Annotated in this window: 26 protein-coding genes; 8 read left to right on the top strand and 18 right to left on the bottom strand. The window is 65.1% G+C overall.

The features are described from left to right. Positions 1-42: 42 nt before the first annotated feature. Complete coding sequence (locus tag FJ418_RS08000) at positions 43-1,311, bottom strand: ABC transporter substrate-binding protein (RefSeq protein ID WP_140864705.1); 1,269 nt, start codon at positions 1,309-1,311, stop codon at positions 43-45. A gap of 106 nt (positions 1,312-1,417) precedes the next feature. On the opposite strand from FJ418_RS08000, the gene FJ418_RS07995 reads away from it, so the two are divergent. Further along, positions 1,418-2,287 (top strand): helix-turn-helix domain-containing protein, encoded by an 870-nt coding sequence (locus FJ418_RS07995; RefSeq protein ID WP_140647233.1) that lies wholly within the window; start codon positions 1,418-1,420, stop codon positions 2,285-2,287. A gap of 58 nt (positions 2,288-2,345) precedes the next feature. Here FJ418_RS07995 and FJ418_RS07990 read toward each other — a convergent pair whose 3' ends face one another. From FJ418_RS07990 to FJ418_RS07970, 5 genes are all read right to left on the bottom strand, one after another. Continuing rightward, entirely contained in the window at positions 2,346-2,600 is a 255-nt protein-coding gene (locus FJ418_RS07990; protein WP_140659076.1) for a DUF1344 domain-containing protein, read from the bottom strand. 157 nt (positions 2,601-2,757) lie between these two features. Further along, on the bottom strand, positions 2,758-4,137 hold the full coding sequence (locus FJ418_RS07985) for an ATP-binding protein (protein WP_140864703.1): 1,380 nt from the start codon (positions 4,135-4,137) through the stop codon (positions 2,758-2,760). Positions 4,138-4,176: 39 nt separating this feature from the next. After that, a complete protein-coding gene (locus FJ418_RS07980; RefSeq protein WP_042645381.1) occupies positions 4,177-4,854 on the bottom strand; it encodes a winged helix-turn-helix domain-containing protein in 678 nt (225 codons plus the stop codon). 200 nt (positions 4,855-5,054) lie between these two features. Further along, positions 5,055-5,852, bottom strand: a complete 798-nt coding sequence (locus tag FJ418_RS07975; RefSeq protein WP_246682977.1) for a hypothetical protein — start codon at positions 5,850-5,852, stop codon at positions 5,055-5,057. A gap of 18 nt (positions 5,853-5,870) precedes the next feature. Continuing rightward, positions 5,871-6,128: a hypothetical protein gene (locus FJ418_RS07970; RefSeq protein WP_140864701.1), complete on the bottom strand. Its 258-nt coding sequence runs from the start codon at positions 6,126-6,128 to the stop codon at positions 5,871-5,873. A gap of 208 nt (positions 6,129-6,336) precedes the next feature. Here FJ418_RS07970 and FJ418_RS07965 point away from each other — a divergent pair, with 208 nt between their 5' ends. Continuing rightward, entirely contained in the window at positions 6,337-6,969 is a 633-nt protein-coding gene (locus FJ418_RS07965; RefSeq protein WP_140659073.1) for an isoprenylcysteine carboxylmethyltransferase family protein, read from the top strand. A 324-nt stretch (positions 6,970-7,293) separates the two neighbouring features. On the opposite strand, the gene FJ418_RS07960 is transcribed toward FJ418_RS07965, so the two are convergent. The 6 genes from FJ418_RS07960 to FJ418_RS07935 all read right to left on the bottom strand — a co-directional run bounded on the left by FJ418_RS07960 (position 7,294) and on the right by FJ418_RS07935 (position 13,138). After that, positions 7,294-7,509, bottom strand: a complete 216-nt coding sequence (locus FJ418_RS07960; protein ID WP_140864700.1) for a hypothetical protein — start codon at positions 7,507-7,509, stop codon at positions 7,294-7,296. After that, positions 7,506-8,261 (bottom strand): COG4280 domain-containing protein, encoded by a 756-nt coding sequence (locus FJ418_RS07955; RefSeq protein WP_140864698.1) that lies wholly within the window; start codon positions 8,259-8,261, stop codon positions 7,506-7,508. The genes FJ418_RS07960 and FJ418_RS07955 overlap by 4 nt, the downstream gene beginning before the upstream one ends. Positions 8,262-8,286: 25 nt before the next feature. Next, positions 8,287-9,330 carry an ABC transporter ATP-binding protein gene (locus FJ418_RS07950; protein ID WP_181166868.1) on the bottom strand — a complete coding sequence of 348 codons (1,044 nt, stop codon included), beginning with the start codon at positions 9,328-9,330 and terminating at the stop codon, positions 8,287-8,289. Beyond that, positions 9,327-11,123 (bottom strand): ABC transporter permease subunit, encoded by a 1,797-nt coding sequence (locus FJ418_RS07945; protein ID WP_181166867.1) that lies wholly within the window; start codon positions 11,121-11,123, stop codon positions 9,327-9,329. The genes FJ418_RS07950 and FJ418_RS07945 overlap by 4 nt, the downstream gene beginning before the upstream one ends. 22 nt (positions 11,124-11,145) lie before the next feature. Continuing rightward, positions 11,146-12,150, bottom strand: a complete 1,005-nt coding sequence (locus FJ418_RS07940) for an extracellular solute-binding protein (RefSeq protein WP_140647225.1) — start codon at positions 12,148-12,150, stop codon at positions 11,146-11,148. 85 nt (positions 12,151-12,235) lie between these two features. Then, positions 12,236-13,138: a MurR/RpiR family transcriptional regulator gene (locus tag FJ418_RS07935; protein ID WP_140864694.1), complete on the bottom strand. Its 903-nt coding sequence runs from the start codon at positions 13,136-13,138 to the stop codon at positions 12,236-12,238. A gap of 244 nt (positions 13,139-13,382) precedes the next feature. Here FJ418_RS07935 and FJ418_RS07930 point away from each other — a divergent pair, with 244 nt between their 5' ends. From FJ418_RS07930 to FJ418_RS07910, 5 genes are all read left to right on the top strand, one after another. Beyond that, positions 13,383-14,402, top strand: coding sequence for an LLM class flavin-dependent oxidoreductase (locus tag FJ418_RS07930; RefSeq protein ID WP_140864692.1), 1,020 nt, complete (start codon positions 13,383-13,385; stop codon positions 14,400-14,402). A 159-nt stretch (positions 14,403-14,561) separates the two neighbouring features. Beyond that, positions 14,562-15,527: a sugar ABC transporter substrate-binding protein gene (locus FJ418_RS07925; RefSeq protein ID WP_140659067.1), complete on the top strand. Its 966-nt coding sequence runs from the start codon at positions 14,562-14,564 to the stop codon at positions 15,525-15,527. Between the two features lie 129 nt (positions 15,528-15,656). After that, the gene (locus FJ418_RS07920; protein ID WP_140864690.1) at positions 15,657-17,159 is read left to right on the top strand and encodes a sugar ABC transporter ATP-binding protein; all 1,503 of its coding nucleotides are present in this window, start codon (positions 15,657-15,659) and stop codon (positions 17,157-17,159) included. Further along, on the top strand, positions 17,156-18,172 hold the full coding sequence (locus FJ418_RS07915; protein WP_140659065.1) for an ABC transporter permease: 1,017 nt from the start codon (positions 17,156-17,158) through the stop codon (positions 18,170-18,172). Before FJ418_RS07920 ends, FJ418_RS07915 begins: the two co-directional genes overlap by 4 nt. A gap of 12 nt (positions 18,173-18,184) precedes the next feature. Continuing rightward, positions 18,185-19,183, top strand: a complete 999-nt coding sequence (locus FJ418_RS07910) for a substrate-binding domain-containing protein (protein WP_140864688.1) — start codon at positions 18,185-18,187, stop codon at positions 19,181-19,183. Positions 19,184-19,534: 351 nt separating this feature from the next. Here FJ418_RS07910 and FJ418_RS07905 read toward each other — a convergent pair whose 3' ends face one another. Continuing rightward, complete coding sequence (locus FJ418_RS07905; protein ID WP_140864686.1) at positions 19,535-20,593, bottom strand: ornithine cyclodeaminase; 1,059 nt, start codon at positions 20,591-20,593, stop codon at positions 19,535-19,537. 2 nt (positions 20,594-20,595) lie between these two features. Then, the gene (gene rocF, locus FJ418_RS07900; RefSeq protein WP_140864684.1) at positions 20,596-21,528 is read right to left on the bottom strand and encodes an arginase; all 933 of its coding nucleotides are present in this window, start codon (positions 21,526-21,528) and stop codon (positions 20,596-20,598) included. A gap of 127 nt (positions 21,529-21,655) precedes the next feature. Between rocF and FJ418_RS07895 the strand changes: the two genes are divergently transcribed. Further along, entirely contained in the window at positions 21,656-22,096 is a 441-nt protein-coding gene (locus tag FJ418_RS07895) for an Lrp/AsnC family transcriptional regulator (protein ID WP_140864682.1), read from the top strand. 255 nt (positions 22,097-22,351) lie between these two features. Here the strand turns inward: FJ418_RS07895 and FJ418_RS07890 are convergent, their stop codons facing one another. From FJ418_RS07890 to FJ418_RS07875, 4 genes are all read right to left on the bottom strand, one after another. Then, the gene (locus FJ418_RS07890; protein ID WP_140864680.1) at positions 22,352-22,729 is read right to left on the bottom strand and encodes a hypothetical protein; all 378 of its coding nucleotides are present in this window, start codon (positions 22,727-22,729) and stop codon (positions 22,352-22,354) included. A gap of 214 nt (positions 22,730-22,943) precedes the next feature. After that, on the bottom strand, positions 22,944-23,141 hold the full coding sequence (locus FJ418_RS07885) for a hypothetical protein (protein ID WP_140786359.1): 198 nt from the start codon (positions 23,139-23,141) through the stop codon (positions 22,944-22,946). A gap of 696 nt (positions 23,142-23,837) precedes the next feature. After that, positions 23,838-24,920 (bottom strand): glycosyltransferase family 4 protein, encoded by a 1,083-nt coding sequence (locus tag FJ418_RS07880; RefSeq protein WP_181166866.1) that lies wholly within the window; start codon positions 24,918-24,920, stop codon positions 23,838-23,840. 59 nt (positions 24,921-24,979) lie between these two features. Beyond that, positions 24,980-25,957, bottom strand: coding sequence for a hypothetical protein (locus tag FJ418_RS07875; protein WP_140864676.1), 978 nt, complete (start codon positions 25,955-25,957; stop codon positions 24,980-24,982). Between the last annotated feature and the right edge of the window lie 258 nt (positions 25,958-26,215).

Here is a 26,215-nt window from a genome sequence, read left to right as displayed (position 1 = left end):
GTCTTTCCCTTCTCCCACAAGGGGAGAAGGAAAAAGCGACGCCTACTTCACCGGCAAACCAGTCGCGGCGGCGATCTGCTTGGCGGCGTCGTCGAGCGCGGCCTTGGCGTCGGGGTAGCCGCTTGCCAGATATTTGGTCTGCACGGCGCGCATGATGATCTCGGCGTCGCTCTGGAACTGCGTGCCGCGGCTCGGCACCACCTTGGGCAGGGTCGCCAGGATATCCTTCCAGACCGCCTGGTCGCCCCAATAGGGCTGCCCTTGCGCGACATAAGGATCGTCGAGCGCCGAGATCAGCGAGGGCACCAGTCCGAAATCCTTCAGCATGGTGATCTGGCCCTCATTGGTCTCCAGCGTATATTTCAGGTAGGCGTAAGCCGCCTCCTTGTTCTTCGAGGCCGAGGTGATGGCCAGCGACGAGCCGCCGAGATTGGCGGCGCGCGGGCCGTCGGCGGTCAGGCTCGGCATCAGATAGACGCCCCATTTGCCGCTCTCCTTCGGCGATTCGGTGCGGATCGTGCCTTCATACCAGCCGCCATAGACCTGGCTGGCGACGGTGCCGGCGGTGTTGTTGGTGATCTTGGTCGACCAGTCGGCCGACGACATGATGCCGGCGTCCTTCATCTCCTTGACCTTGGTCAGGGCGTCGACGCATTTCGGCTCGGCCACGGTGATCGACTGGCCGTCCTCGGCAAAGTAACCGCAGCCCTGCTCGTTGGAGATCATGCGGAAGAATTCGGTGTCGCCGTTGAAATCGGCATTGGTCATCGACACGCCCGGATTGGCGGCCTGGATCTTCTTGCCGGCGGCGATGAAATCGTCCCAGGTCTTGATCGAGGCCGGGTCGACGCCCCCCTTCTCGTAGAAGTCGCGGCGGTAGAAGACGGCCACCGGGCCGGAATCCCAGGGCATCGCGTAAGCCTTGTCGCCGACTTCGAGCTCGGTGCGCTTGAAGTCGGGGAATTTCTTCTGGTCCTCGGCGCTGTAGCCCAGCGTGTGCAGGTCGACGAAGCAGTCCGGGAACTGGCTCCAGTAATTCTCCGCCTCGCCGTTCTCGATCGAGACGATATCGGGCAGGCCGACGCCGCCGGCGGCGCAGCCGGCGATCGATTTGTCATAGGTGGGCTGGTTGCCGAGGTCCTGAACCGTGACCTTGATGTCGGGGTATTTCTTGTTGAAGCCCTCCACCGTCGCCTTCAACGACGAGGCGGCGATGTTCCAGCTCCAGATGGTGATCTCGCCGGACTGCGCCAGGGCCGGGCCGGAGCCCAGGGCAAGCATAAGCGCGGCGCAGGTCAGTGTAGTGCGCATTGAAATCCTCCCATTTCATTTGCTCTCTCACTGTGAGCGTGGCTAGACTATGCGGCGCGGAAGGCTTGTCCCCGTCGAAGGGAATAAGAAGTTGGCGGAAAGTAAGATGCCGGGGCGTCCATTCTACCAGCCTGGCGCGAGCAGCGTCGAAGGACTGCCGCTTGTTTTGCAGATGTTCCACAACCACCCGTTGGTGATGCTGAAGCCGCACTGGCACGCCCAGGTCGAGGTGAATTTCATCGTGCAAGGCTCGGTGCATTATCGCATGGCCGAGCACGAGATTGCGCTGTCTGCCGGCGAGATGTGCCTGTTCTGGGGCGGCCTGCCGCACCAGATGGACGACCTCTCCGACGACGCCGTCTATGCTGGCGCGCATCTGCCGCTGGTGCATTTCTTCCGCCTGCATCTGCCGGCCGACATACGCCATCGGCTGATGACCGGCGCGACCCTGGTGACCAACGCCACCGACCAGTCGGACAACGACAATTTCAAGCGCTGGAACGAATATGCGCGCTCGGGCGATCCGGCCAGGGCCGAGCACGCCGTCAACGAGCTGCTCTTGAGGCTCGAGCGGGTGCGCTTCGAGCCCTACCGCCTGGTGCCAGGAGCGGCCGCCGGGCAAGGGGCGGGCAATCCCTTCGACCAGCAATCCTCGCGCAATGTCGGGCGCATGTGCGATTACATCGCCGAGAATTTCCTCTACGACATCGACTGCGTGACCATTGCCGCCGCCGCCGACATCCATCCCAAATACGCCATGAGCCTGTTCAAGAAATCGACCGGCATGACGCTTAACGAATATGTCAATCTGCTGCGCCTGAGCTACGCGCAGGCGCTGTTGATGCATGAGGACGCCAATGTGCTGAGGGTCGCCATGGAATCGGGCTTCGGCTCGCTCAGCGCCTTCAACAAATCCTTCCGCAAGCTTGCCGGCATGTCGCCTTCCGATTTCCGCCGGGCAGGCGCCGCGCGGTAGCATCGCCGAATGGCGTCGCCGGCAGGGAGAACCCTGCCGGCGTGTCGTGCTTGTCGGCTCAGTTGGCCGGTTGGACGGCCGAAACCAAGAGCTTGCCGCCCTTGGCGGAATAAGTGACGGTGACCTTTTCGCCGACCTTCAGGGTCTCAACCTCGATGTTTTCGGGCAGGGCAAAGGTCTTGCCGTCGCTCAGCGTGAAGGAATCGCCCTTCTTGTCGACGCTGGCGATGGTGCCGCTGGCCGCCTTGGCATAGGCCCCGGTCGCGGAGGCGAGAGCCACGATCGCTGCGGCTGCGATGACGGATTTTTTCATCTTCTTTCCTTTCTTCTCTGAGGTTGCTGGCCCGAACCTCGCCGGGCCGCGCTCCCGATCCGGCGGGAACGGCACAAGCCTAGAGACCGGAGTTTTCGTGCGGCTGGCGGGGGCTATACAAATGCGTAAGGCGGCCGGGACGCGGGCTCCGCCTGCCTCAGGCATCTGGAACTCGCACGGCCGGAAGGCTGATTGTCACGCCGAGACCCGGGTTGCGGTCCTCGAGCGTTATTGCCGCACCATGCAGGTCGGCCACCGCCTTGACCAGGCTCAAGCCCAGGCCGCTGCCCGGCGTCGTGCGGCTCGCATCCAGCCGGTAGAGCCGGCGGAACACCTTTTCGCGCTCTTCGGCGGGGATGCCCGGACCATTGTCGCGGACATGGACGAGGACGTGGCTGCCTTCCCTGGTCACCGAGAGCTCGATCGCGGTGCCCGGCGGGCAATGCCTGAGCGCGTTCTCGACCAGATTGGCGAGCATCTGCATCAGCAGGTCGCGGTCACCGTGAATATACCATTTCGTACCCGGAATAATCCCAGTGAATAAGGATTTGCCGTCATCCTCGGCAACGTCGGCATAGACTTCGCCGATGGTCTCGACGATCGGGCCGACATCGAGATCGACGAAGCGCGCCTTGCGGGCGCCGGCTTCGATTTGGGCGATGCGAAGCAAAGCGTCGAAGGTGCTGTTGATCTGCTGGCTCTCAGCGCGGGCGTCGGTCAGCTCGGTCGAGACGTCCTCGCCCGACACCGTCTTGTCGGCCGCCGATTCCAGGATCATCTGCAGCCGGTTGAGCGGCGTCTTGAGGTCATGGGCGATGTTGGCGCTCACTTCGCGCATGCCGTCGACCAGCGCCGACAGGCGCTCGAGCGCCGCATTCACCTGGGCCGAGACGGCGTCGATGTCGTCGCCGCTGCCGATCAGCGGAATGCGCGCATCGAGGCGACCATGCGAGACGTCGACCATGGTGCTGGCAATGCCGTCGAGGCGCCGCTGGACGCGCGAGGCAAGCACGGCGCCGCCGACGATCGCCAGGACGGTGATGAAGAGCGTGGCCCAGCCGAAGCTCATCAGCACGATCCTTTCCAGATCCTCGGTTTCCGAAAGCGAGAAGGCGACCGTCAAATTGTTGTCGCCGACCACGCCCGAATAGGCGCGATACTCGGTGTCGGGCGGCACGCCCGGCAAATTGGCGGCGAACATGGAAAAGCCGTCCGGCAGCGCGGAGGCTGTGAAATCCCCGGCAAGGCGGTTGCCGTCCTTGTCGGTGAGGGAAAAGATCTCGTCCTTGTCCTGGCTGAACTGGGCATGGTCCCTGACCGTGGAGACGAGATCCTCCTCGTCGCTCTCGGCATAGGTCGCGGCGATCAGCGAATAGGTCTCCTTGATCGATTGATCGAGCTGCCTGGCGAGCGAGGCGCTCATCAATTGATAGACGATCGCGCCGGACAGGATGAAGGCCAGCAGGAACAGAAAGGCGAAGGTCAGCGCCAGCCTGAACGGCGTGCTGCGCAGCAGGCTGGAGCGTGTCTCGTTCATGCGATCGCGGTGGGTCGCCCCGCACGTGCGGCCGTGAGATCAGGCCGGGACATGCAGGCTGTAGCCGGTGTTGCGCACGGTGTGGATCAGCGGCACGTCGAAGGGCCTGTCGACCTTGGCCCGCAGCCGGCTGATATGCGTCTCGACGACGCTGGTCTTGGGGTCGAAATGAAAATCCCAGACGCGCTCCAGAAGCATGGTGCGGGTGATGACGCGGCCCTCGCCGCGCATCAGCACTTCGAGCAGGCTGAACTCGCGCGGCTGCAGGTCGATCGGCTGGCCCTGCCTGGTCACGCGGCGCAGGATCAGGTCCATTTCGAGGTCGGCGACGCGCAGCGCCGTCTTCTGCTCCTGCGCCGCCGGCCGGCGGCCGAGCGCATGGATGCGGGCGAGCAGCTCGGAAAAGGCGAAGGGCTTGACCAGATAGTCGTCGCCACCCGCTTCGAGGCCCTCGACGCGGTCGTCGACGCCGCCGATGGAGGTCAGGAAAATGGCTGGCGTGCGGATACCGGCGGCGCGCACCGCCTTGATCATCGACAGGCCGTCGAGGCCGGGAACCATGCGGTCGGCGACGATCACGTCATAGGCGTTGCGGGTCGCGGCGAAGAGGCCGTCATGGCCGTCGCGCAGCAAATCGCAGACATGGCCGGCCTCGGTCAGTCCCCTGACGATGTAATCGGCGGTTCTCGGATCGTCTTCAACAAGCAGAAGTCGCATCGCCCCGTGCTGTCCTTGCCGCCTCAACCTCACCGGCATGGTAGCGCCGGCTGCGGCTTTTTCTTGGCCGGTCTCTATCTCTTCGTTTGACGCGGTTCCTGACGGAAAATCCCGCGCCACCCGTTGCTGGAATTGCTCTAACCATCTGTTTTTACGCGCTGCCGGAGCGAAGGCCGCAACACATTTTTGCGAGAAGCGTTTTAGTCGAGCAGGGCCTGTTCGTCTTCGTCGATCAGGTTCCTCAGCGTCATATAGAGAACGATGACCACGATGCAGCCGAGAAAGGTCAGGCTGGTGGCGGTGGTGCCGAAGCCCATGCCGCCATATTCGACCGGTTGCGACAGCAGGTCGCCGAAGGAGGCGCCGAACGGCCGGGTCAGGATATAGGCGAGCCAGAAGGCCAGGATAGAGTTCAGGCCGAGGAAAAACCAGGCGAGCGCGATCGCCGCGATGACACCGCCGAAGATCACGCCGGTGGTGAGATAACCCATGTCGAAACGCTCGGCCACCAGATCGCCGGCGGCCGTGCCGAGCGAGAAGGTGAACAGGATCGCCAGCCAATAGAAGATCTCGCGCCTGGTGGTGAAGATGGTGTGGATCGAGAGCGTCTTTTCGCTGGCATACCAGGCCGCGAAAGTCAGTGCGAGGGCGACCGAGAAGACGATCGTCGTCGTCTCCAGCCGCACGCCGAAATTGTCGACGAGGTTGTCGGTGACCAAGGTGCCGACGACGCTGATCAGCACGACCGCGAGCCAATAGGCCCAGGGCACGTAGCGCTTCCGCGCGAACTGCAGGACAAGCGCGACCACCAGGATGCCGCTCATGATCAAGGATGTCGCGGTAAGGCCGAGGCCGAGATTGACGGCGAGATAGTCGGCCGCCGTCTCGCCCATGGTCACCGCCATGATCTTGATCAGCCAGAAATCGATGGCGACGTCCGGGACGCGGTTCAATTCGGACTCGTGTGCGTGGCTTGCCACGGTCATGGCGATATCCATTTCCGGTTCCTCCGCCGCTTACTTGCCAAGAATCTTCATGGCCTGGGCGAAGAAGTCGTCGGCGCGCTTGTCGTCGTCGGCGTTGCAACGCTCGATGCCCTTCGTCTCCAGTTCGGAAACCTTGTTCTTGTCGGCATCGCTGGGTGTCGCCTTGGCCTCGGCGGCGCGCAGGTCCTTCAACGCGGTCTCGCAAGGCGTCGGAGCGGCAACGGCCGAAGACAAGGGAACGATGATCGCGGCAGCGGCAAAGGCGAAAGCAAGGGCAAATTTGTTCATGACATTATCCCGAGGTTGATGATCCATTCGCCGCCCGAAATCGCGTTTGGCGGCGATCGTCAGGCTAGACGGGCGAATTCACCGCGGCCTGTCCGCGCGCTTACAAATTCGTAAGGTCGGCCGAAAACCTCCATCGGGCCTCGTCATCGCGCGGCGGAACAGCTAGAGAAGCCTCGGCGCCCCTGTCGGCGCCGGAGCGGTGAGAAGAATGGCCTATACGTCCCTCAAATCGGCGCCGAAGGCGTTCGACCAGCACAAGCGCCTGATCGTCGTGCAGGCGGCCGCCGTGCTTGCCGTCATCCTGCTCCTGTTCAGCAAGCCGGCGCTGGCCGAAGGGTCGGACGGGCACGAAATCGTCGAGACGATCGGGTTCGCGATGGTGCTGATCTGTTTCCTTGGCCGGCTGTGGAGCATCCTCTTCGTCGGCGGCAGGAAGAATGACGAGCTGATCATGTCCGGTCCGTTCTCGATGACCCGCAACCCGCTCTATTTCTTCTCGACCGTCGGCGCTGCCGGCATCGGCCTGATGTTCGGCTCGGTGCTGGCCGCCGCGATGCTTGGCCTGGCGAGCTTCCTCGTCTTCCGCTTCACCGCGCGCAAGGAGGCCGAATACCTCGCCGGCAAGTTCGGTGCGGCTTACGCGGCCTATGCCGACCGCACGCCGCGCTTCTGGCCGAATCCGCTGCTTTACCGCGACGAGGCGCAATGGCTGTTTTCGACGCGCGCGCTGAGGAACACGTTCCGCGACGGGCTCTATTTCCTGGCGCTGTTCCCGGTCATCGAGGCGGTGGAGTATTTCCGCCTCAGCGGTGACTTGCCGACGCTTTTCACGGTCTATTAGGTTTCCGGCGCGGATTTGGCCGGCGGCTATGCTTTGCCTTGGCAGGCGGCATGCTTTGAGATTGACTGAAGCGCCCATTGCGATCGTCATCCTATGGCGGAGCAAGGAGCGAAGCGACGCGCGCAGACCATAGGATCCATGCCATTACTTTGAAGCGTCACAACGGTGCAGAATTCTGCCTCGCTGCATTCCACGGCTGAGGGCACGGCATGGATTCCAGGGTCTCCGCGACGCCGCTTCGCGTCGCTCCGCCCGTGGATGACGAGGTTAGGAGGCTTCCGCCCACCTCCAGCGTTCGCGCTGCTTCACCGAAATGAACGATGATCAGCGCGGCCTGCCGCGCGCGGCGCGGCGCGTGCTCTGCAGAAGAATTGCCAGGCAGCCGGCGAGAAGCAGCCAGCCGCCGACGAGCGGCGGCAGCCCCAGGAACTTCACCGCGGCGGCGATCAGTGCAATGAGGATCAGCGCCAGCAGCGCCAGGCTGCCGTCGTCGACGAACATGCCGACGAGCTCCTTGAAGACAAGACGGATCATGGTCATCGGGCGACTCCTTCGGCGGGCGTCGGATAGGCGCCGCGCAGCCAGCGCACGATGGCGAAGGATGCGGCGGCAATGATGGCGAAGATGGCGAGCAGAGCGAGGTCGGCGCCCGGCCACTCGGCGCCGAGGCCCTCGCCGGTCCAGAACACGCCGAAGCTGGTCAGCATCAGCCCGACGACGAATTTCAGGGCGTTTTCCGGCACGCGCGCCAAAGGCCGGTGCACGGCGAGGCCGATCAGCATCACCAGCACGAAGGCGGCCAGCGCGCCGAGGCCGGCATAGAGCGTCTGGCCATGCGCGGCGCCGACGGCGATGACGATGAACACCACTTCGACGCCTTCGAGCAGCACCGCCTTGAACGACGCGACGGCCGCCAAATAGTCGGCGCGGCGGTCGTCGGCCTGCCGCTGCAGCGCGGCCGTCTCCTTGGAAAAGGCCTGCTCCTCGTCATGCAGCGCGATGACACCGACGCTGCGCAGGATCGCCTTCCTCAGCCAGCGCATGCCGAACAGGATCAAAAGCACGCCGACGACGAATTGCAGGACGGTGATGGGAACGAGCGCCAGCAGCGGTCCGAACGCCAGCACCAGCGCCGCCAGCACGGCAAGCGCCAGCGCCGCGCCGGTCAGCGCCGGGCGCCAGCTGCGCGTCACGCCGACGGCGAGCACGATCGTGAAGGCTTCGACCACCTCGACGAAGGAGGCCAGGAAAGAGGCCGTCATGGTGGAAAGTATGGGTGTCAGGCCATGCATGCAGGCATCCTACAGTTCGGAATCATCAGTTGGCGAGAACGATACAGCGTTCGGGCGGCAGCGAGAACGCCAGCGAGGAGCCGACCGGCGGCGCTTCCGGCCAGTCGAGGCGGACGCGTTGCGGGCCGAGTTCCACCGCCAGCCGCCAGCAGCGCCCCTGGAAGGCGCTCGACAGCACTTTGCCCTGCAGCCGGTTGCCGGGATGCGCCTCGGCGGGCCGCGCGTCTTCCGGCCGGACCACAAGCATGCCGTCGCCTGATTTCGCCCCGGGCGTGCGCAGGCTGTCGGCGGCGGCGCCCCGCACGCTGAACAGCCCGTCGCGCACGGTGCCGGGCACCACCGAAAAGCCGCCGATGAAACCGGCGACGAAGGAATCGGCCGGCCGCTCGTAGATCGCCCTCGGCGTGTCGAACTGGGCGATGCGGCCGTCGCGCATCACAGCGATGCGATCCGAAACGGCCATGGCTTCGGCCTGGTCATGCGTCACATAGATGACGGTGGCAGCTTCGCGGCGCACCAGCTCCATCATCTCGATGCGCATGTCCTCGCGAAGCGCTGCGTCGAGATTGCTGAGCGGCTCATCGAACAGCATCAGCGCCGGCCGCGCCGCAAGGCAGCGGGCGATGGCGACGCGCTGCTGCTGTCCACCCGACAGTTCCGAGGGGTAGCGATCGCGATAGGGTGCGAGCCGCGCGACCTCCAGCGCATGGCCGACGCGGACGGCGATCTCCGCTTCGGCGAGCCGCTGCGCGCGCAGCCCGAACGACAGGTTGCCGGCCACCGTCATATGCGGCCACAGCGCGTAGTCCTGGAACACCATGCCGATCCTGCGCTTTTCAGCGGGCAGGACGGATCGTTCGCTCCAGACGACACGGTCGCCGAGCGCGATCGTGCCGCTGTCGGGGTCGACCAGCCCGGCAATGCTGCGCAGCAGCGTGGTCTTGCCGGAACCGCTCGGGCCGAGCAGCGAGACCACCTCGCCGGCCCTGATGGCGAGGTCGAGGTTGCTGAGCACGGCGCGCCCGCCGAGCGACTTCGAGATGCCGGCGCAATGGAGCGAAGCGGTCATGCCGGCTCTCCCGACGCGGCCGGAGTGCCTTGCGGCCGGCCAAATGCAATGAAGCGCTTGAGCGGATACCAGATCAACGCCGCGGCGCCGCCGGCGGCGGCCATGGCGGCGAGCGCGATGGCGCAGGCCAGCCCGTCGCGGTCATGGCTGAACAATTTCAGGATGAGCGTCGGCGCCGGCGGACCGCTTTGCGGGATCAGCATCTGCGACATCGGCAATTCGAACACGGTGCGGATGAAGGTAAGCAGGAAGGCCGTGACGACGCTGAGCAGGATCAGCGGCAAGGTCACCGAGATGAGACGCCGGACCGCGCCGACGCCGGAGATCCGCGCGGCGTCGGTCAGGCTCGGCGCCAATTGGCCGACGGCCGAGAGGATGACGACCAGGCAATAGGGCAGCGCCGCCGCGACATAGCCCATGACCAGCAGCGAGCCGTCGCCGTAATGCGGGAACGGCCAGTCGCGGAAACCAGGCAGCCGGTTCCAGACCAGGATGTAGCCGAAGCCGAGCACGATGCCGGGGATCGCGACCGCGCCGAGCGAGAGGCCAAGCACCGCGGTGCGCATGACCGGGCTCGAACGATCGAGCTGGGCCGAAAGCAGCAAGGCCAGCGTGCTGGCGATGACCGCCGCAAAGCCGGCGTAAAAGAGGCTGCGCATCAGCCCTTCATTGGCCGCCGTGTGCAGGCTAAGCGCCGCGCCGAGATTGGCGAGGGTGAAATTGTCCGGCGCCAGACCGTTGCCGAGCGTGCTGGTGAGCGCCCGCACCGTGATGGCGCCGAGCGGCAATATGAGCGCGAGGAAGGCGACCAGCAGTGCCATCGCAAGAGCGAGCCAGCGCCAGGCGCCAAGCCGATAGCGCCGGACCGGCCTGGCTCGTCCGGAAATCAGCCGCGGATCGGCGCGGCGGCGCAGCAGCCTGTCGGCCACGACGACGAGCAGAACCAGCGCCAGCAGCACCAGGGCCTGCGCGCCGGCGGCAGGGAAGTCGACGGGATAGTCGCTTGCCGCGGCATAGATGCCATAGGTCAGCACGCCGAAGCTCGACATCCTGGCAATCGTCGAGGCCAGGCCGAAATCGGAGAGCACTTCGGCGAAGGTGGCGATGAAGCTCAGCACGATCGCCGGCGCCAGCAAGGGGCCGTTGACGCGCAGCCAGATCCTGAGCGGCCCGGCGCCCGACAGGCGCGCGGCGTCCTCCAGCTCGCTGCCGAGCCCCGCCAGCGCGCTGCCGATGATGAAAGCCGCGAGCGGGAAGAGGCTCAGCGTGTGCACGAAGACCAGGCCGGCCAGCCCGAAGAAGGAAGCGCCGAGCCAAGGCGGCAAAAGGCCAAGCTGCGCCAGGTAGCCGCCGGACGACATCAAGAGCACCCAGGCCAGCGCCTTCAGATAGGACGGCGTCAGGAACACCAGCCAGGGCACCAGCGAAAGCGGGCCGCGCAGCGGGATGCCGCAACGCTGCACCAGCACGGCGAAGGCGCCGCCGAGCATGGTCGTCGTCAGGGCCGCAAGCAGGCCGAGCTCCAGCGAATGCAGGATCGAGCCGGCGATATAGGGTGAGGAGAAGACGCGCGCGAGCGGCTCGGCGCTGAAGAGGCCTTGCGCGCCGTCGACCGCGAACAGCCCAGGCACCACGGCCTGCAGCAGCACGAGCGCCAGCGGCAGGCCGATCAACAGAGCGAAGACAGCATAGACCGCCAGCGGCCCGCCAAGGCGCGCCAGCGCGGGCAGGCGTCCGCGCGCCCACCCGCTCGAGCCGATGCCGCCGGCGGCGGCATCGAATTTCTGCACCATCGTCATTGCCAGGCGAGCGCGGTCACTGGACGAACTTTTCCTTGTACCACTGCTTCCACTCCGTCTCGTGCGCCGAGGCCGTCGCGTCGTCGAGATGGGTGTAGGCGATGCTGGTCTCGCGACCGGGCTTGGGGTTCACGCCCTTGACGATCGGAATGTAGAAGAAGTCGGTGTCGTCGCCGTTCTGCATCGCGGCCTGGCCATCGGCGCTGGTGACGAATTCGATGAACTTGCGCGCGGCATCCATATGCTGCGTCCTGGCGCTGATGCCGAGGCCCTGCGGCAGCGAGACCGAACCCTCGCTCGGATAGACGGCGACGACAGGCTCGCCGGCGGCGATCTTGGAGAAGATGGCGCTGTCCTGGTTGATACCGACCGAGGCGTCGCCGGTCAGCACCGCCTTGTTGACCTTGCCGCCGCTGGAGAGCCCCGAGAGCGACTTGTTGGTCAGCGTCTTGGCGAGCAGCTCCTTGCCGGCATCGACGCCGTTGGTCTGGAACAGGCCGGCAAGCCACTGATAGGCCGGGCCGGAGAGGTTCGGGTCCTTGGCGGCGACGCTGCCGGCGAAGCCCTGCAGGTCGGCCCAGGATTTCGGCATCTTGTCGGCCTTGACCTTCTTGGTGTTGACCTCGATCGCGGTGGTGCTGGTGCCGGTCGGCAGGAAGGCGTGGCTCTGCGGGATCAGCGACTTGCCGAGATCGGTCCAGGCGATCTTGTCGAATTCATCGGCCGGCACCGGCTGCAGCACGTGGTCGGCCGCCATGCGCTCCATAACGGCGGAGCCGTCGAGCCAGACGATGTCGAATTGCGGGTTATTGCCCTCGGCGGCGATCTTGCCCAGCGTTTCGCCGGTGCTGCCGGGCTCGACGATGTCGACGGTCAGCCCGGTCTTGGCCTGGAAGGCCTTGGCGACCGGACCGGCAAAGTCGAGCGCGTCATAGAGCACCAGATCCGCGGCACAGGCCGGCGCGGCGATGGATAGAACCGTCAAACTCAACGCAAGTCCAAGCGTTGTCTTTATAGTCATCTCGCTCTCCTGTTGTTTCGAGAAGGCAAAGTAATGCCAATTGTATAGTATACCTCTTTAACTGACATTTTTATGTCAGCGGCATTTACTTCTTGCGCGTCCCGCGTTTTATCCATGCCTTGTCGATCGCGCCGCGCAGGCCGCTCAACCGGTCCAGGCTGTCGAACGCGGTCTCGCCGGCCTTCGCCGCCAGGGCGATGATCGTTGCCTCGATGAGCACCATGGTGCCGCCATGGGTGGCGAGGTGGTCGGCCTTGCCGCGCGGGACCGGCAGCGTCGCAGCCACCTTGTCGGAGACGAGCGGCCCGAGATTGTCGCTGATCAGCACCACCGGCACGTCATGCAGGCCGGCCTGGTCGAGGACGATCTCGACCTCGCGGTAAAGCGGTGCGTAGGCCATCATCAACACGGCATCGCCGCTTTCCAGCCACAGCAGGCGGTCGGCAAGCGCTACGCCCGACACAGAAAGCGCGCTGCTCGGCAGGCCGATCCTGTTGAATTGCAGGGCCGCGTATTCGGCCATGGCGCCCGAGGGGCCGATGCCGAAGATGTGGCGGCGACGGGCGGCGGCCAGGAGATCGACGGCGTTGGCGAAAGACGCTTCCATCTCCGGCCGCTTCAGCGCCTCGAGCGCGCTTTCATGGAGGCCGACGACATGGCGCAGCGCCGCGGCGCTGTCGTTGCCCGTCTCCTGCAAGGTGCGGGCCAGCCGCCTGCCGGGTGAGGCCGTTCCGGTCAGGTCCGCCAGCAGTACCTGGCGCAGCGCCGACAGGCTGTCGAAGCCGAGCGAGCGGGCGGTGCGCACCACGGTTGCGTCGCTGGCGCCAGCAAGCGCGGCGATCTCGGCCGCCGATCCCAGCAGCACCGCCTGCTTCTGGCCGACGAAGAAACGCGCCATGCGCTGCTCGGCCGGCGGCAGGGTTTCGAAGGCCGCCTCGACGCGATCGTCGAAAGCGCTTTGCCGGTCGGCGGAATCGTCGGATGTCATGATGGTCGGCCGTTCGCCAGGAGGTTCTGTAGCAATCGCTACGGCACTGACACTCCGAAATGTTCATTACATCCGTGTGACAACGCCGGCCGTGGATCATGGGACCGACCGGCGCGCTGGGGGCCTTACCCGTTGACGGTCTGTATCCGTTCGGTGTCCGTTGTATCGCGCCACTGCCCTGGCTATCTGCTGGAGCAACAGGGAGTTCGAGCGGCCGATGGATCGCTCCAGCAGGAATGGAACCATGAAGAAGATCGGATTTCTGTCGTTCGGGCATTGGTCGCCCTCGCCGCAATCGGGCACGCGCTCGGGCGCCGACGCGCTGCTGCAGTCGATCGACCTCGCGGTCGCGGCCGAGGAGCTCGGCGCCGACGGCGCCTATTACCGCGTCCACCATTTTGCCCGGCAGCTCGCCTCGCCGTTTCCGTTGCTTGCCGCGGCGGGCGCCAAAACCCGCCGTATCGAGCTCGGCACCGCCGTCATCGACATGCGCTATGAAAACCCGCTCTACATGGCCGAGGACGCGGGCGCTGCAGACCTCATCGCCGGCGGGCGGCTGCAGCTGGGCATAAGCCGCGGCTCACCTGAGCAGGTGATCGATGGCTGGCGCCATTTCGGCTATGTGCCGGAAGAGGGCAAGAGCGACGCCGACATGGCGCGCCGGCATTCGGAGATCTTCCTCGACCTGTTGCGCGGCGAGGGCTTTGCCCAGCCCAACCCGCGACCGATGTTCCCCAACCCGCCGGGCCTGCTCAGGCTCGAACCCTTCTCGGCTGGTTTGCGCGACCGCATCTGGTGGGGCGCCGCCACCGACGCGACCGCGGTATGGGCGGCCAAGCTTGGCATGAACCTGCAAAGCTCGACGCTGAAATTCGATGAGAGCGGCGAGCCGCTGCATGTCCAGCAGGCCAAGCAGATAAGAGCCTACCGCGCCGCCTGGAAGGAAGCCGGCCATACAAGGGAGCCGCGCGTCTCGGTCAGCCGCAGCATTTTTGCCCTCGTCAACGACATGGACCGCGCCTATTTCGGCGGCAGCGAGGGCGAGGACCATTTCGGCTATATCGAGCCGGAGAAGCGCGCTGTGTTCGGCCGCACCTATGCCGACGAGCCGGACAAGCTGGTGGAACAGCTCAAAGAGGACGAGGCGATCGCCGAGGCCGACACGCTGCTCTTGACCGTGCCCAACCAGCTCGGCGTCGACTACAACGCCCATGTCATCGAGTCGATCCTGAAGCACGTCGCGCCGGCGCTGGGGTGGCGGTGAGGCTTAATCTCCCCCGCAAGTGGGGAGATCGGCAGCTTCGGCGCCGGCGCTCCTCCTCCCATCCTTACCCTCGACGTTGACATCTGATAAAATAACAATCTACTTTGTCGCGTAATCGGTTACGTAACCGATTACGGCTCAATCAAGTGGAGGAGACTAATGAGCAAGATTTCGAACACGCACGGGTTTGGCCCATTCTCACGCCGCCAGTTCCTGAAGACCAGCGCCTTAGCTGCCGGCGCGCTCGCTCTGCCGCTCGGCCCGGCGCTTGCAGCCGACAAGCCGAAGGTCGGCCTGGTCATGAAGTCGCTCGCCAACGAGTTCTTCAAGCAGATGCAGGCCGGCGCCGAGGAGTATGCGGCGAAGAACAAGGACAAGTTCGATTTCGCCGCCGTCGGCATGAAGGACGAGCGCGACTTCGCCGCCCAGGTCGACGCCATCGAGAACTTCATCACCCAGAACTACAACATCATCGTCGTCGCCCCGGCCGATTCGAAAGCCATGGTCACGCCGATCGCCAAGGCGCTGAAGGCCGGCATCAAGGTGATCAACATCGACGTCTCGCTCGACACCGAGGCCAAGAAGAAGGCCGGCATCGACCTCGCCTTCTTCGGGCCGGACAACCGCGCTGGCGCCAAGCTCGCCGGCGACGCGCTCGGCAAGGCGCTGGGCAAGGGCGGCAAGGTCGTCATCCTCGAAGGCAATCCCGAGGCCGACAACGCCAAGGAACGCAAGCTCGGCTTCGACGACGCGGTGAAGGAAAACGGCCTCGACCTGCTCGATTCCAAGACCGCGCATTGGGAGACCGAGGAAGCCAACACGCTGATGACCAACTTCCTCACCCAGCATCCGGACATCCAGGGCGTGATGGCGGCCAACGACTCCATGGCGCTCGGCGTCGTCAAGGCGATCGACGCGGCCGGCAAGTCCGGCCAGATCAAGGTCGTCGGCTTCGACAACATCCCGGCCGTCGGCCCGCTGCTGAAGGACGGCAAGATGCTCGCCACCGTCGAGCAGTATGGCGCGCAGATGGCGGCCATGGGCATCGACTACGGCCTGCGCGAGCTTGCCGGCGAGAAATTCTCCGGCTGGGTCAAGACCGACATCAAGCTGATCACCGCCTGAGGCGAGCCGCCGCCGGGACTCCCTCCGGTGTTCTGCTTGTCTCGTCATCGTCGCCGGCGACCTGCCGGCGACGATGGCCGCGCGCTCGTACCGCCGTTGCGGTAGAAGAGCGCTGTTCAGGATTGCCGCATGAACGACGTGATTCTTTCCCTTGAAGGGGTCGGAAAGATCTTTCCCGGCGCCGTCGCGCTGAGCGATGTGTCGCTGTCGATCGCGCGCGGCGAGACCCATATCATCCTGGGCGAGAACGGCGCCGGCAAGTCGACGCTGATCAAGCTCCTGGCCGGCATCTACCAGCCGGACTCGGGCAGGATCGCCTTCAACGGCCAGCCCTACCAGCCGAAGACGCCGCATGACGCGCAGCAAAGCGGCATCCGCATCGTGCACCAGGAACTGAACCTTTTGCCCTATCTCAGCATCGCCGAGAATTTGATGCTGGAAAGCCTGCCGCGCCGCGCCTTCGGCATCGTCGACCGCAAGGCGCTCAACAGCCGCGCGGTGGCGCTGCTCAAGGAAGTCGGCCTCGACATCGATCCGCGCACGCGCGTCGAGGCCTTGGGCGTGGCGCAGATGCAGCTGGTCGAGATCGCCAAGGCGCTGAGCTACGACTCGAAGCTCTTGGTGCTCGACGAGCCGACGGCGACGCTGACGCCGCCCGAGATCGAGCGGCTGTTTTCCATCATCAAGCGGCTCAAGGCCAAGGGCGTCACCATCATCTACATCTCGCACCGGCTGCACGAGGTGTTCGAGATCGGCAACCGGGTGACGGTGTTGCGCAATGGCAGGCTGGTCGCGACCCGCGATCTTGAGGGCCTCACCGTGCCCGACCTGGTGCGCATGATGATCGGCCGCGACATCGCCGATGAATATGGTTTCGACGTTTCGATCGTGCCGGGCAGGGTCGCGCTCAGCGTCGCCAATCTGAAGCGCGACGCCGCGACGCCCGCCATTTCCTTCGACGTGCGCCATGGCGAGATCCTCGGCGTCGCCGGCCTGGTCGGCAGCGGTCGCACCGAGGCCATGCGCGCCTTGTTCGGCGCCGATCCCAAGCTCGACGGCGTCGTCGAGATCGACGGCAAGCCGGTGGCGATCGCCGCGCCCAAGGACGCGGTGCGGCACGGCTTGAGCCTGCTCACCGAGGACCGCAAGGGCCAGGGCCTGCTGCTCGACATGGCCGTCGACAAGAACATCACCATCACCGATCTCGCCAAGGTTTCGCGCAACGGGCTGCTCAACCGCCGGGCGGAGAGCTCGGCGGCAAACGATTTGGTCGGCCAGCTGCGCGTCAAGGCGAGCTCGATCGAGCAGGCGGTGCGCAACCTTTCCGGCGGCAACCAGCAGAAGGTGGTTCTGGCCAAATGGCTGTTCCGCGGCACCTCGACGCTGATCCTCGACGAGCCGACGCGCGGCGTCGATATCGGCGCGCGGCGCGAGATCTACCAGCTGCTCTGGATGCTGGCGGCGCAGCAGAAGGGCATCATCATGGTGTCTTCCGACCTGCCCGAATTGATGGGCATGTGCCACCGCATCGTCGTCTTTTCCAGGAACAGGATCGTTGGCGAAATGCCGCGATCCGAATTCGACCAGGAGCGCATCCTGTCGCTCGCCTATCAGGAGTATGTGCGACCATGAGCGAGACGTCCGAGATAGCCGTGGCGGCGCCGGTTTCTCCCGCAAGGGCAAAATTCCTGCGCTTCCTCGTGCGCGATGCCGGCGTGTTGCTGGCGCTGGTCCTGATCACGCTGTTCTTCTCGGCGACCGCGCCTTATTTCGCCACCTCCGGCAACGCGCTGAAGATCTTCGTGCAGATCGCCATCAACACGGTGCTGGCGGCCGGCATGACCTTCGTCATCCTCACCGGCGGCATCGACCTTTCGGTCGGCTCGGTGCTGGCGCTGTGCACGGTCGTCGGCGCCACCGTGATGATCGACGAGAACCTGTCGCCGGCCGTCGCAATCACGCTGGCGCTGCTCGCCTGCATGGCGACGGGCGCGGTGTGCGGCTTCCTCAATGGCTGGATCTCGACGCGCTGGAAGATACCCTCCTTCATCGTCACGCTCGGCATGCTCAACATGGCCGCGGGCGCCGCCCGCGTCGTCAGCGACAATTCGACCATCACCGGCCTGCCGCAGAGTTTCGTCGATTTCGGCAATCTGATCATCGGCGGCTTCCTGCCGTCGATCTTCCTGGTGGCGGTGCTGGTGATCGCGGCCGGCTGGTTCGTGCTGCGCTTCACCGTCTTCGGCCGCATGATCTTCGCCGTCGGCACCAATGACGAGGCGGTGCGGCTGTCGGGCCACAACCCGGATTTCTACAAGGTCGCCGCCTTCACCATCAGCGGGCTCACCGCCGGCATCGCGGCCATGGTCTATCTTCTGCGCCTCAACATCGGCAGTCCGATCGCCGGCGTCGGCTACGAGCTCAATGCGATCGCCGCCGTCATCATCGGCGGCACCAGCCTCAGCGGCGGCAAGGGCTCGATCATCGGCACGCTGGTCGGCGCCTGCATCCTGCAGGTGCTCTCCACCGGATTGCAGCTGCTCGGCGTCGGCGACAATTTCAAACCCATCGTAATCGGCCTTGTCATCGTGCTCGCGGTCATCCTAGACGCGTATCGGGAGAGGCTGTTGCGGAGGATCCGCTGAGGGGAACGGGCCATGACGACGATCGCCGATGTCGCGCGCCATGCGGGGGTATCTGTCGCTACCGTCTCGCATGTGATGAACCATACCCGTCATGTCGAGCCGGAAACGGCAGAGCGCGTGCGCGCCGCGATCGCGGCGCTGCGCTACAGCCCGAACTCGGTGGCGCGGAGCCTGCGGCGCGGCGAGACCAAGACCATCGGCCTGCTGCTTCCGGACAATTCCAATCCGTTCTTCGCCAGCGTCGCGCGGCAGATCGAGGATGCCGGCTTCGTCTCCGGCTACACGGTGATCCTGTGCAACTCCGACGGCAATGCCGAGAAGGAGGAGCGCTATCTCTCGGTGCTGATGGCCAAGCAGATCGACGGGCTGATCTTCGCCGGTTCGTCCGACCACGCGCGGGTGTTCGCCCGCCTCCTGCCCAGCGTGCCGGCGGTGCTGCTCGACCGCGAGATCCAGTCGGTCAATGTTGATTCGGTGCTGGTCGACCACGACCATGGCGGCTATCTCGCCGGCAGATACCTGGCCGGGCTCGGGCACAGGAAGATCGGCGTCATCGGCGGTCCGCGCGATTCGAGCTCCAGCCCGGCCCGCTTGCGCGGCTTTGTCCGCGCGCTCGAGGAGGCAGGCCTCGAGCTGCCGCCGTCCTTGATCGTCGATTCCGACTATCATTTCGCCGGCGGCCGCCTGGCGATGGAGCAGCTGATGGCGCAGGCGCCCGACATCACGGCGCTGTTTGCCTGCAACGATCTGATGGCGATGGGCGCGCTGACGGTGCTGCGCTCGCGCGGATTGCGGGTTCCCGACGACATGTCGATGGTCGGCTTCGACGACATCCCCTATGCCGTCACCACCTGGCCGCCGCTGACGACGATCGCGCAGCCGGTCGAAAAGATCGGCACGCGGGCGGTGAGCCTGCTGCTGGAACGGCTCGGCGATCCGGCCGCGCCCTCGCGCCGCGAGGTGCTGGCGCCGGTGCTGGTCGAAAGGGAAAGCTGCGCGGCGCGGCGGTAGTGCTGGCAATTGTCGACGCCGGCGCCAGCCCCCGCTCCGTCTCGGCGCTGCGCGCCGATCTACCTCTCCCCCACTGCTATGCACACCTTCTGTGACTGGCGTGACTGATCAGGCGGAGGCTTGATTGCCAGGTGGTTCCCCCAATCCGTCGCTGCTTCGCAGCGCCACCTTTCCCCCCTCCGGAGGGAAAGGAAGGGAGCGTTGCTGGACGAGCGTTGACGGCAAGAAGCTTGGCGCCTTTCCCTCTCCCCCGTCGAACGGGGGAGAGGTGGCTCGGCGAAGCCGAGACGGAGTGGGGGTCGACCAGCGCTACATAAGACGGAGAGGGGGGGACGCCCTATGCGATTGGCTTCAAGCCGCCGGCTGCACGGCCGCCCTCAGCAGCATCCCGAACAGGTCGCGCGGCTCGTCGGGGTCGGCGAGCAGGTCGAGCTCCTCGTAGAGGCCGGTGGCCTGGAGCTGGTCGCGGACGTAGCGCAGCGCGGAAAAATCTTCCGTGGCGAAGCCGACGGAATCGAACAGCGTGATCTGCTTGGCCGATTTGCGGCCCTCAGCCTGGCCGGTCATCACCTGCCACAGCTCGGTCACCGGATGGTCGGCGTCGAGCTGCTGGATCTCGCCCTCGATGCGGGTCTGCGGCGGGAACTCGACGAAGATATCGGAGCGCAGGAGGATGTCGCGGTGCAGCTCGGTCTTGCCGGGGCAGTCGCCGCCGACGGCATTGATGTGGACGCCGGAGCCGACCATGTTGTCGGTGAGGATGGTGGCGTACTGCTTGTCGGCGGTCACCGTGGTGATGATGTCGACGCCTTCCACGGCATCCTGTCCTGTCGCGCAGATGGTGATGTCGAAACCCTTGCCGGCGAGGTTGCGGGCGCATTTTTCGGAAGCCTGGCGGTCGATGTCATAGAGCCGCAGCCGGTCAATGCCGAGCAGCGCCTTGAAGGCGATGGCCTGGAACTCGGACTGCGCGCCGTTGCCGATGATGGCCATGGCTTGGCTGCCCTTCGGCGCCAGGTATTTGGCCGCGACGGCCGAGGTTGCGGCGGTGCGCAGCGCCGTCAGGATGGTCATCTCGGTGAGCAGCATCGGATAGCCGGAGCCGACATCGGCAAGCACGCCGAAGGCGGTCACCGTCTGGCGGCCCTCGCGCATGTTCTTCGGATGGCCGTTGACATATTTGAAGCCGTACATCTTGCCGTCGCTGGTCGGCATCAGCTCGATGACGCCGTCATGGCTGTGCGAGGCGATGCGCGGGGTCTTGTCGAACAGCTCCCAGCGCCGGAAATCCTCCTCGATATAGGCGGCGAGCTCGGTCAGGAAGCGCTCGACGCCGATGGCGAGCACAAGCTTCATCATGCGGTCGACGCTGACGAAGGGGACGATGGCAAGGCGCGAAGGCTGGGTCATGGTTAGAGGCTTCCAGAGTGGCTGCGGGTCGGGCGGTCCATGATGCGGCGGCCCATCAGGCTGGCGGTGAGGTCGACCATCAGGGTCGCGGTGCGGCCGCGCTCGTCGAGGAACGGGTTCAATTCGACCAGGTCGAGGCTCGAAACCAGGCCTGAGTCGGACAGCATCTCCATCACCAGATGCGCCTCGCGGAAGGTGGCGCCGCCGGGCACCGTGGTGCCGACGGCGGGCGCGATCGAAGGGTCGAGGAAATCGACGTCGAGGCTGACATGCAAGAGCCCGTTCTCCTTCTCAACGCGGGCCAGGAAGGCGCGCAGCAAGGGCGCGATGCCGTGCTCGTCTATGGCGCGCATGTCATGCACGGTGACCCCGGCTTCAGTGAGCGCGCGGCGCTCGGCCGGGTCGACGCTGCGCAGGCCGATGGCGCAGATGCGGGCCGGGTCGACCGCTTGCGGCAGATCCGGGAAATAACCCTTGAAACCCGCCTGGCCGCTGGCATAGGCGAGCGGCACGCCGTGCAGATTGCCACTGGTGGTGGTGTCGAGCGTGTGGAAATCGGGATGCGCGTCGAGCCACAGCACGAAGAGCGGCCGGCCGCGCTCGGCAGCGCGGCGCGCCACGCCGGACACGGTGCCGGCGGAGATCGAATGGTCGCCGCCGAGGAAGATCGGCATGGCATCCCTGGAAGCGGCGTAGGCGGTCTCGGCGATCGCCGCCGTCCAGGCGGAGATTTCCGGCAGCGCCTTCAGCGCCAGGTTGCCGTGTACCACGGGCCGCGCCGCGGCCTTCTCGACCGCGCCCCAGTCCTTGACCTCGTGGCCGAGCTCGGCCAGCACCGAGACCAGCCCCGCCGTGCGCAGCGCGCTCGGCCCCATTTCGCATCCCATCCTGCCCGCGCCGTCCTGCACCGGCGCGCCGACGATCCTGCAGCGCATTTTTCTCACCTTGCGATTGATCGAAGGAGTGAACCATCACCCGCTGGCGGTTTGAACAGCGAAAATTGGCATTTCGAGAAGACTAATCTATCATATTGGTCAAATGATTTGATCGAAATGGGAAGCCATGGGCGCTCTAGACGAGAAGCTGGTGACGCTGCTGAGGCATGATGCTCGGCGCAGCGTATCCGACCTCGCCATCGATCTCGGCGTGTCACGCGCCACGGTCAGGTCGCGCATGGAACGGCTGGAAAAGTCCGGCGAGATCATCGGCTACACGGTGGTGCTGCGCGCCGACGCGGTCGACCAGAAGATACGCGGCGTGATGACGATCGAGATCGAGGGCCATGCCGCCGACCGCGTCGTCAAGGCGCTCGGCGGCCTCGCCGAGGTCTCGACCATTCATACCACCAACGGCCGCTGGGACCTGGTGGTGGAGCTCGGCACCGCCACGCTGACGGATTTCGACGCTGTGCTGCGGCGCATAAGGCTGATCCCCGGCATAACGGGAAGCGAGACAAGCCTGCTCTTGGCGACGCCGAGAACGACGCGGGCGCGGCTGGCGTAGTCGAGCGGGCCGGCCGGCCCCTCCGTCACATCACGGATTCGCGAAGGCCGCGACGACCGGCGGCCCAACGAGCGTTATGCGACGTGTCAGGCGACGGGATTGCGCATGGCGGAGAAAGCGAAGACCGCCAAAGAGCGTAGCCTGGTATGACGGATGCCGGCGCCGTCGCTGCAGCGGCATTCTACGGCAGCGCCGGTGTGAAGCCTGGGAAGGCCCGGTCACACCGGCAGCCGCCTTGCGAAGAACGCATGTTCGTCAGCCGTTCGGATAATAGCCGCCGTCCGAGCCGTCGCCCATATAGGTTCCCTGGCCGGTGGCGTCCTGAAGCCGCTGATCCAGCTCATTGATCTGCCCGATCGCCGATCCGCCGCGCTGGATGCTGTCGGCTCGCTGCATCAGCTCGCGGGCCTTGCCTTCAGAGATCTTGCCGAGCTCCCTGGCGTTGCGGATACCTTGCTTGACGCCAAGCAGCTGCTCCGTTGCGGCTCTCGCCTCCGGATCCATCGGCACTGACGCCGTGGTTGTCGTGTCGACCGCGGCTCTATGGTGGCGGTGCACGGCATAGGCGCTGGAAAGCGGCATGGCCGCGAAGATCGAGGCGGCCGCAATGAGTTTTGGGATGAAAGAACGCATGATGACATCTCCCTGCGATGGAAGAAGCGGTAAAACCGCTTTTTCCGAAACGGGCCGTCCTGTCGCGTCGTGTCGCGGTGCTGGCCATTCACCGCCGGCGTTTCTCGGCCCAAAGCAGACATATAGAAGCCGCCCCGGCGTTGAAACGAGGGTGGAACGCAAACGTTATCCGATGTGAACGGGCGTTGAATCGCCAATGCGCGGGCCGGGGTCTTCAGGCGACGCTGGCGAACGGGATCGGCGAACTGGCAGTCTGTCCGCCAAGCCCGGCATTGGCCAGGTCGGCAAGCTGCTCGGCTTCGCCGCGCGTCAGGCCGATCAGCGGCCGGCCGACCATCTCCGCCGGGATGTCGAAAGCAAGATCACACACAAGCCAGTCGTCGCACGGATCCCGCATCGCTGCGAACCGCATTGACGCTCCTTGTTTCAGCGTAGCTAAAGCGGGCTCGGTGTTCACAGAATCGCTGACCGGCCTAAGTCTTTGTTTGGCCCACGTGGTTGCCCCGGAACCGCAGCGCGCTCCCACGACACGCATGGAAGTTGAAACAGAGTCCGATTGTTCCGGCGCAGGCCAGTAAAGTATCGATAGAAGGCTGGAATATCGGGAAAGTACCGCCGGCCGCGGTGTCGAGAGGAGTTCATTCGCCTGGCTGGCGAATTTCTCCGCTTGCTCGCGCGTGAGACCGAGCAGCACCATGTCCGGCATCTGCGCCGGGCAACCGGACCGCAGATCGTACACCATCCATTGGCCGCACGGATCCTGTAAGGCTGTGAACCTCATGGCCGTTTTGTTTAGCTATGCCCCAACGTAACGACTTGCGGGAATGGTTCCCCGCGAGACTGCCCGGCCAGATAAATTCCGGCACTTTCGCTCAACATATAATTGTCGGGCGCCCGGCAAAAGAGGCTCTACAGTCCCTTCGGCATGCGACCCAAGTCTGATGGGTTGCCGATATTTTCGGGGTGGCGAATGCTACTACCCGGGAGAAATATCGCGTGATCCATCTGCTTGATCCATTTTGCGGGAAGTCCGTGACGGAAGGCGCACAGGCGATCGGTTCAGGCGGGGACATCTTTCGGGCCATGCGCGGCACCAAGACGCGCTGCCCTATTCATGCCTACGTTTGCGCGAGATGGATTTGATGATTTTTTTGAGACGAGACGGCCATCTCCGCGCGAGCTTCCTTTCCAGATAAGCGATGCGCCCGCGCAGCGCCGGCAAGCTTTCCCTCTCCAGCCACATCGCGTCAACCTCGCTTGCCAGGCGTTCGAGATAGGACGCGAACGGACCCACCGCCGGCTCCGGCACACCGGATTCCAGCGTTTTTCGATAAAGGCCTTCCAGCCCGTCGACCGCAATCTGGAGGGTTCGTTCGCGCCGCACCTTTGCCGTCACCTGGGCCGCGTCCTCCGGCGAATAGAGAGCGAGCTCCCGGCGCAGCCATGCCTCGTTGATCGGCGTCGCGCCGCTGTAGTAGCGGGGTCCGAAATTCAAGAAGGAGCTGCGGTCGAAGTTCTCCACGGTCACCAGTCCACCGGCCTGGGTTGGCGCCAGTGTCATCACCGCGCAACCGGTCGCCATTGCTTCCAGCGCGGATTTGCCGCTTGCGAAGACGAGATCATATTGCTGCAGCAGCATCTCCGGCCGCGGTTGGCTGTTGCCATAGGCCGCGCCGATCTTGTCGAGTTGGAGACCGAGCGCGGCACAACCGGATTCCAGTTGCGAAAGCTCGATCGCGGGCAGGCCACTGCTCTGGAAGAGCAGCGCCCGGCGCATCTCCCGAGGCGGCGCGCGCACCTCGGAGAAGCGCGTCGTGTTGACAAAGTTCGGCACGCAGGAAACACGCCCGGGATCGAGATCGAACTCGGCGATGGCGCGTCGCACCATCCATTCGCACATCATCACGTAGCAGTGGATGCGCTGGTGCATGGGCGGCTGCTCCACCCATGGTATGGCGCCGTGACAATAGTAGACGGCAGGCGTTGTTTCGAAGCGCGCCATGGCCGCCATGGCCGGCAGATGATGGTGGGCGTGGATCAGGTCCGGGGTCCACGGCACGTCGTCCAGGCGCGATACCACACGCACGCCGCTTGGCCAGAGCAGTTTGGCGACACCGCCGAGACGAGGACTGAAAACCGTGATTTCGTGGCCGCGCTCGGCCATTTCGCGGGCGACCTCGACCGTGACCATCTCCGACCCGTGGAAGTCGACAAGCGCGCGTTGGGTCATCAGGAGCCGAATGCCGGCCCCTATAAGCGGCACGGAGGCACCGCGACGATAAGGCCGGCCCTTGCGGCGTCGTTGAGATAGCCGATCCCGAAGGGCAGGGCCGGACCGTCGCCCCTGTCGCCATAGGCCGCGGCCAGCTCCGACTGATCATATTTCGCGAACACCGGAATATCGGCGACAAAGCGTCCATGCAGTTCGATATGCCATCCCCAGTCGCGCAACAGGCGGTAGGGGATGCCGCTTGGATCCTGCACCAGGACATCGGTCCGTTCCCGCAGAAGACCGCGAAGCCGCTCGAAGGGCGGTTCGTGCAGGAGATAGCTCGCGCTCTTGACAAAGGTCGCCAAGCGGCGCGTGGCCCCGAGGTGACGGCTGAGCGGACTCTCGCGCGCCCAGTGTTCGTCGCGAAGGTCCTGCTGGAAATAGGTGAGGCGGATTGGCGCCGCCCGGTCACCGAACAGGATATGGATCCCCGTGCCGTCGACGGGATCGATCCGGTGCAGCGGCAGCCCGGCATGGGCGATCTGCGCGATCAGGAGCGGCAGGACGCCCCCTATGCTGCTGCCCGTCAGCTGCGATCGCAGGTCCTTGGTGACGAAATAGGAGCAGTCGAGATAGTGCCGCAAGATGTCCACTATGCCGGCCAACGCGAAGTCGTCCGGTCTTTCCGCGAGCGGCCAGGGACCGCATGGTTCGGCGCCAACCAGGATATATTCTCGAGCTTGCGGGAAAAGGTGAAGGGGGAACAGCAGGTCCGGGCCGCCGAAAGGATAGAAAATGGTCTCGACCATGGTCCGGTGCGCCGCAAGGTTATTCTGCGCCCAGTGCCCCGCCGGCTCGGCGAAACGTCGCTTGAAACGCGCGAACAAGCCATGAATCGCTTCGGCAGGCCCGGATCCGGAGGGAGCCCGAACAAAACCCTGCAATAGAGGCGAGAGCGCCTCCGCCAGCCCGTTGCGGGCCTCCAAATCGGCCTGTGAGCAATCAGGCTGGTACACGCGGCACCCGCGCAGCGCACGCCCCCGTGGTGACCGGATCGACAATCGCGGCGCACCGAGTAACCGTTGATGAGAGAGGAAAGGTCATGGGTATGGAGCCTGTTCAGGCCAGATACTGCGGCAAGCGTGCCTGCGTTACGCGACAAGCGCCCCGCCAAGGCCTGCCTTGCCGTTGTTAGCGTATCTCCGGTGCGAGGGGCAATCGCGAAATAATCCGCGAAAAGCTCCGCCAAGTGGCAGCCATGAGTGTCCAACGGT

The sequence above is a fragment of the Mesorhizobium sp. B2-8-3 genome (genome assembly GCF_006440815.1).
Taxonomy (GTDB): Bacteria; Pseudomonadota; Alphaproteobacteria; order Rhizobiales; family Rhizobiaceae; genus Mesorhizobium.
Note: the sequence above shows the minus strand (reverse complement) of the source record. Positions and strands in the feature narration are given on the sequence as shown.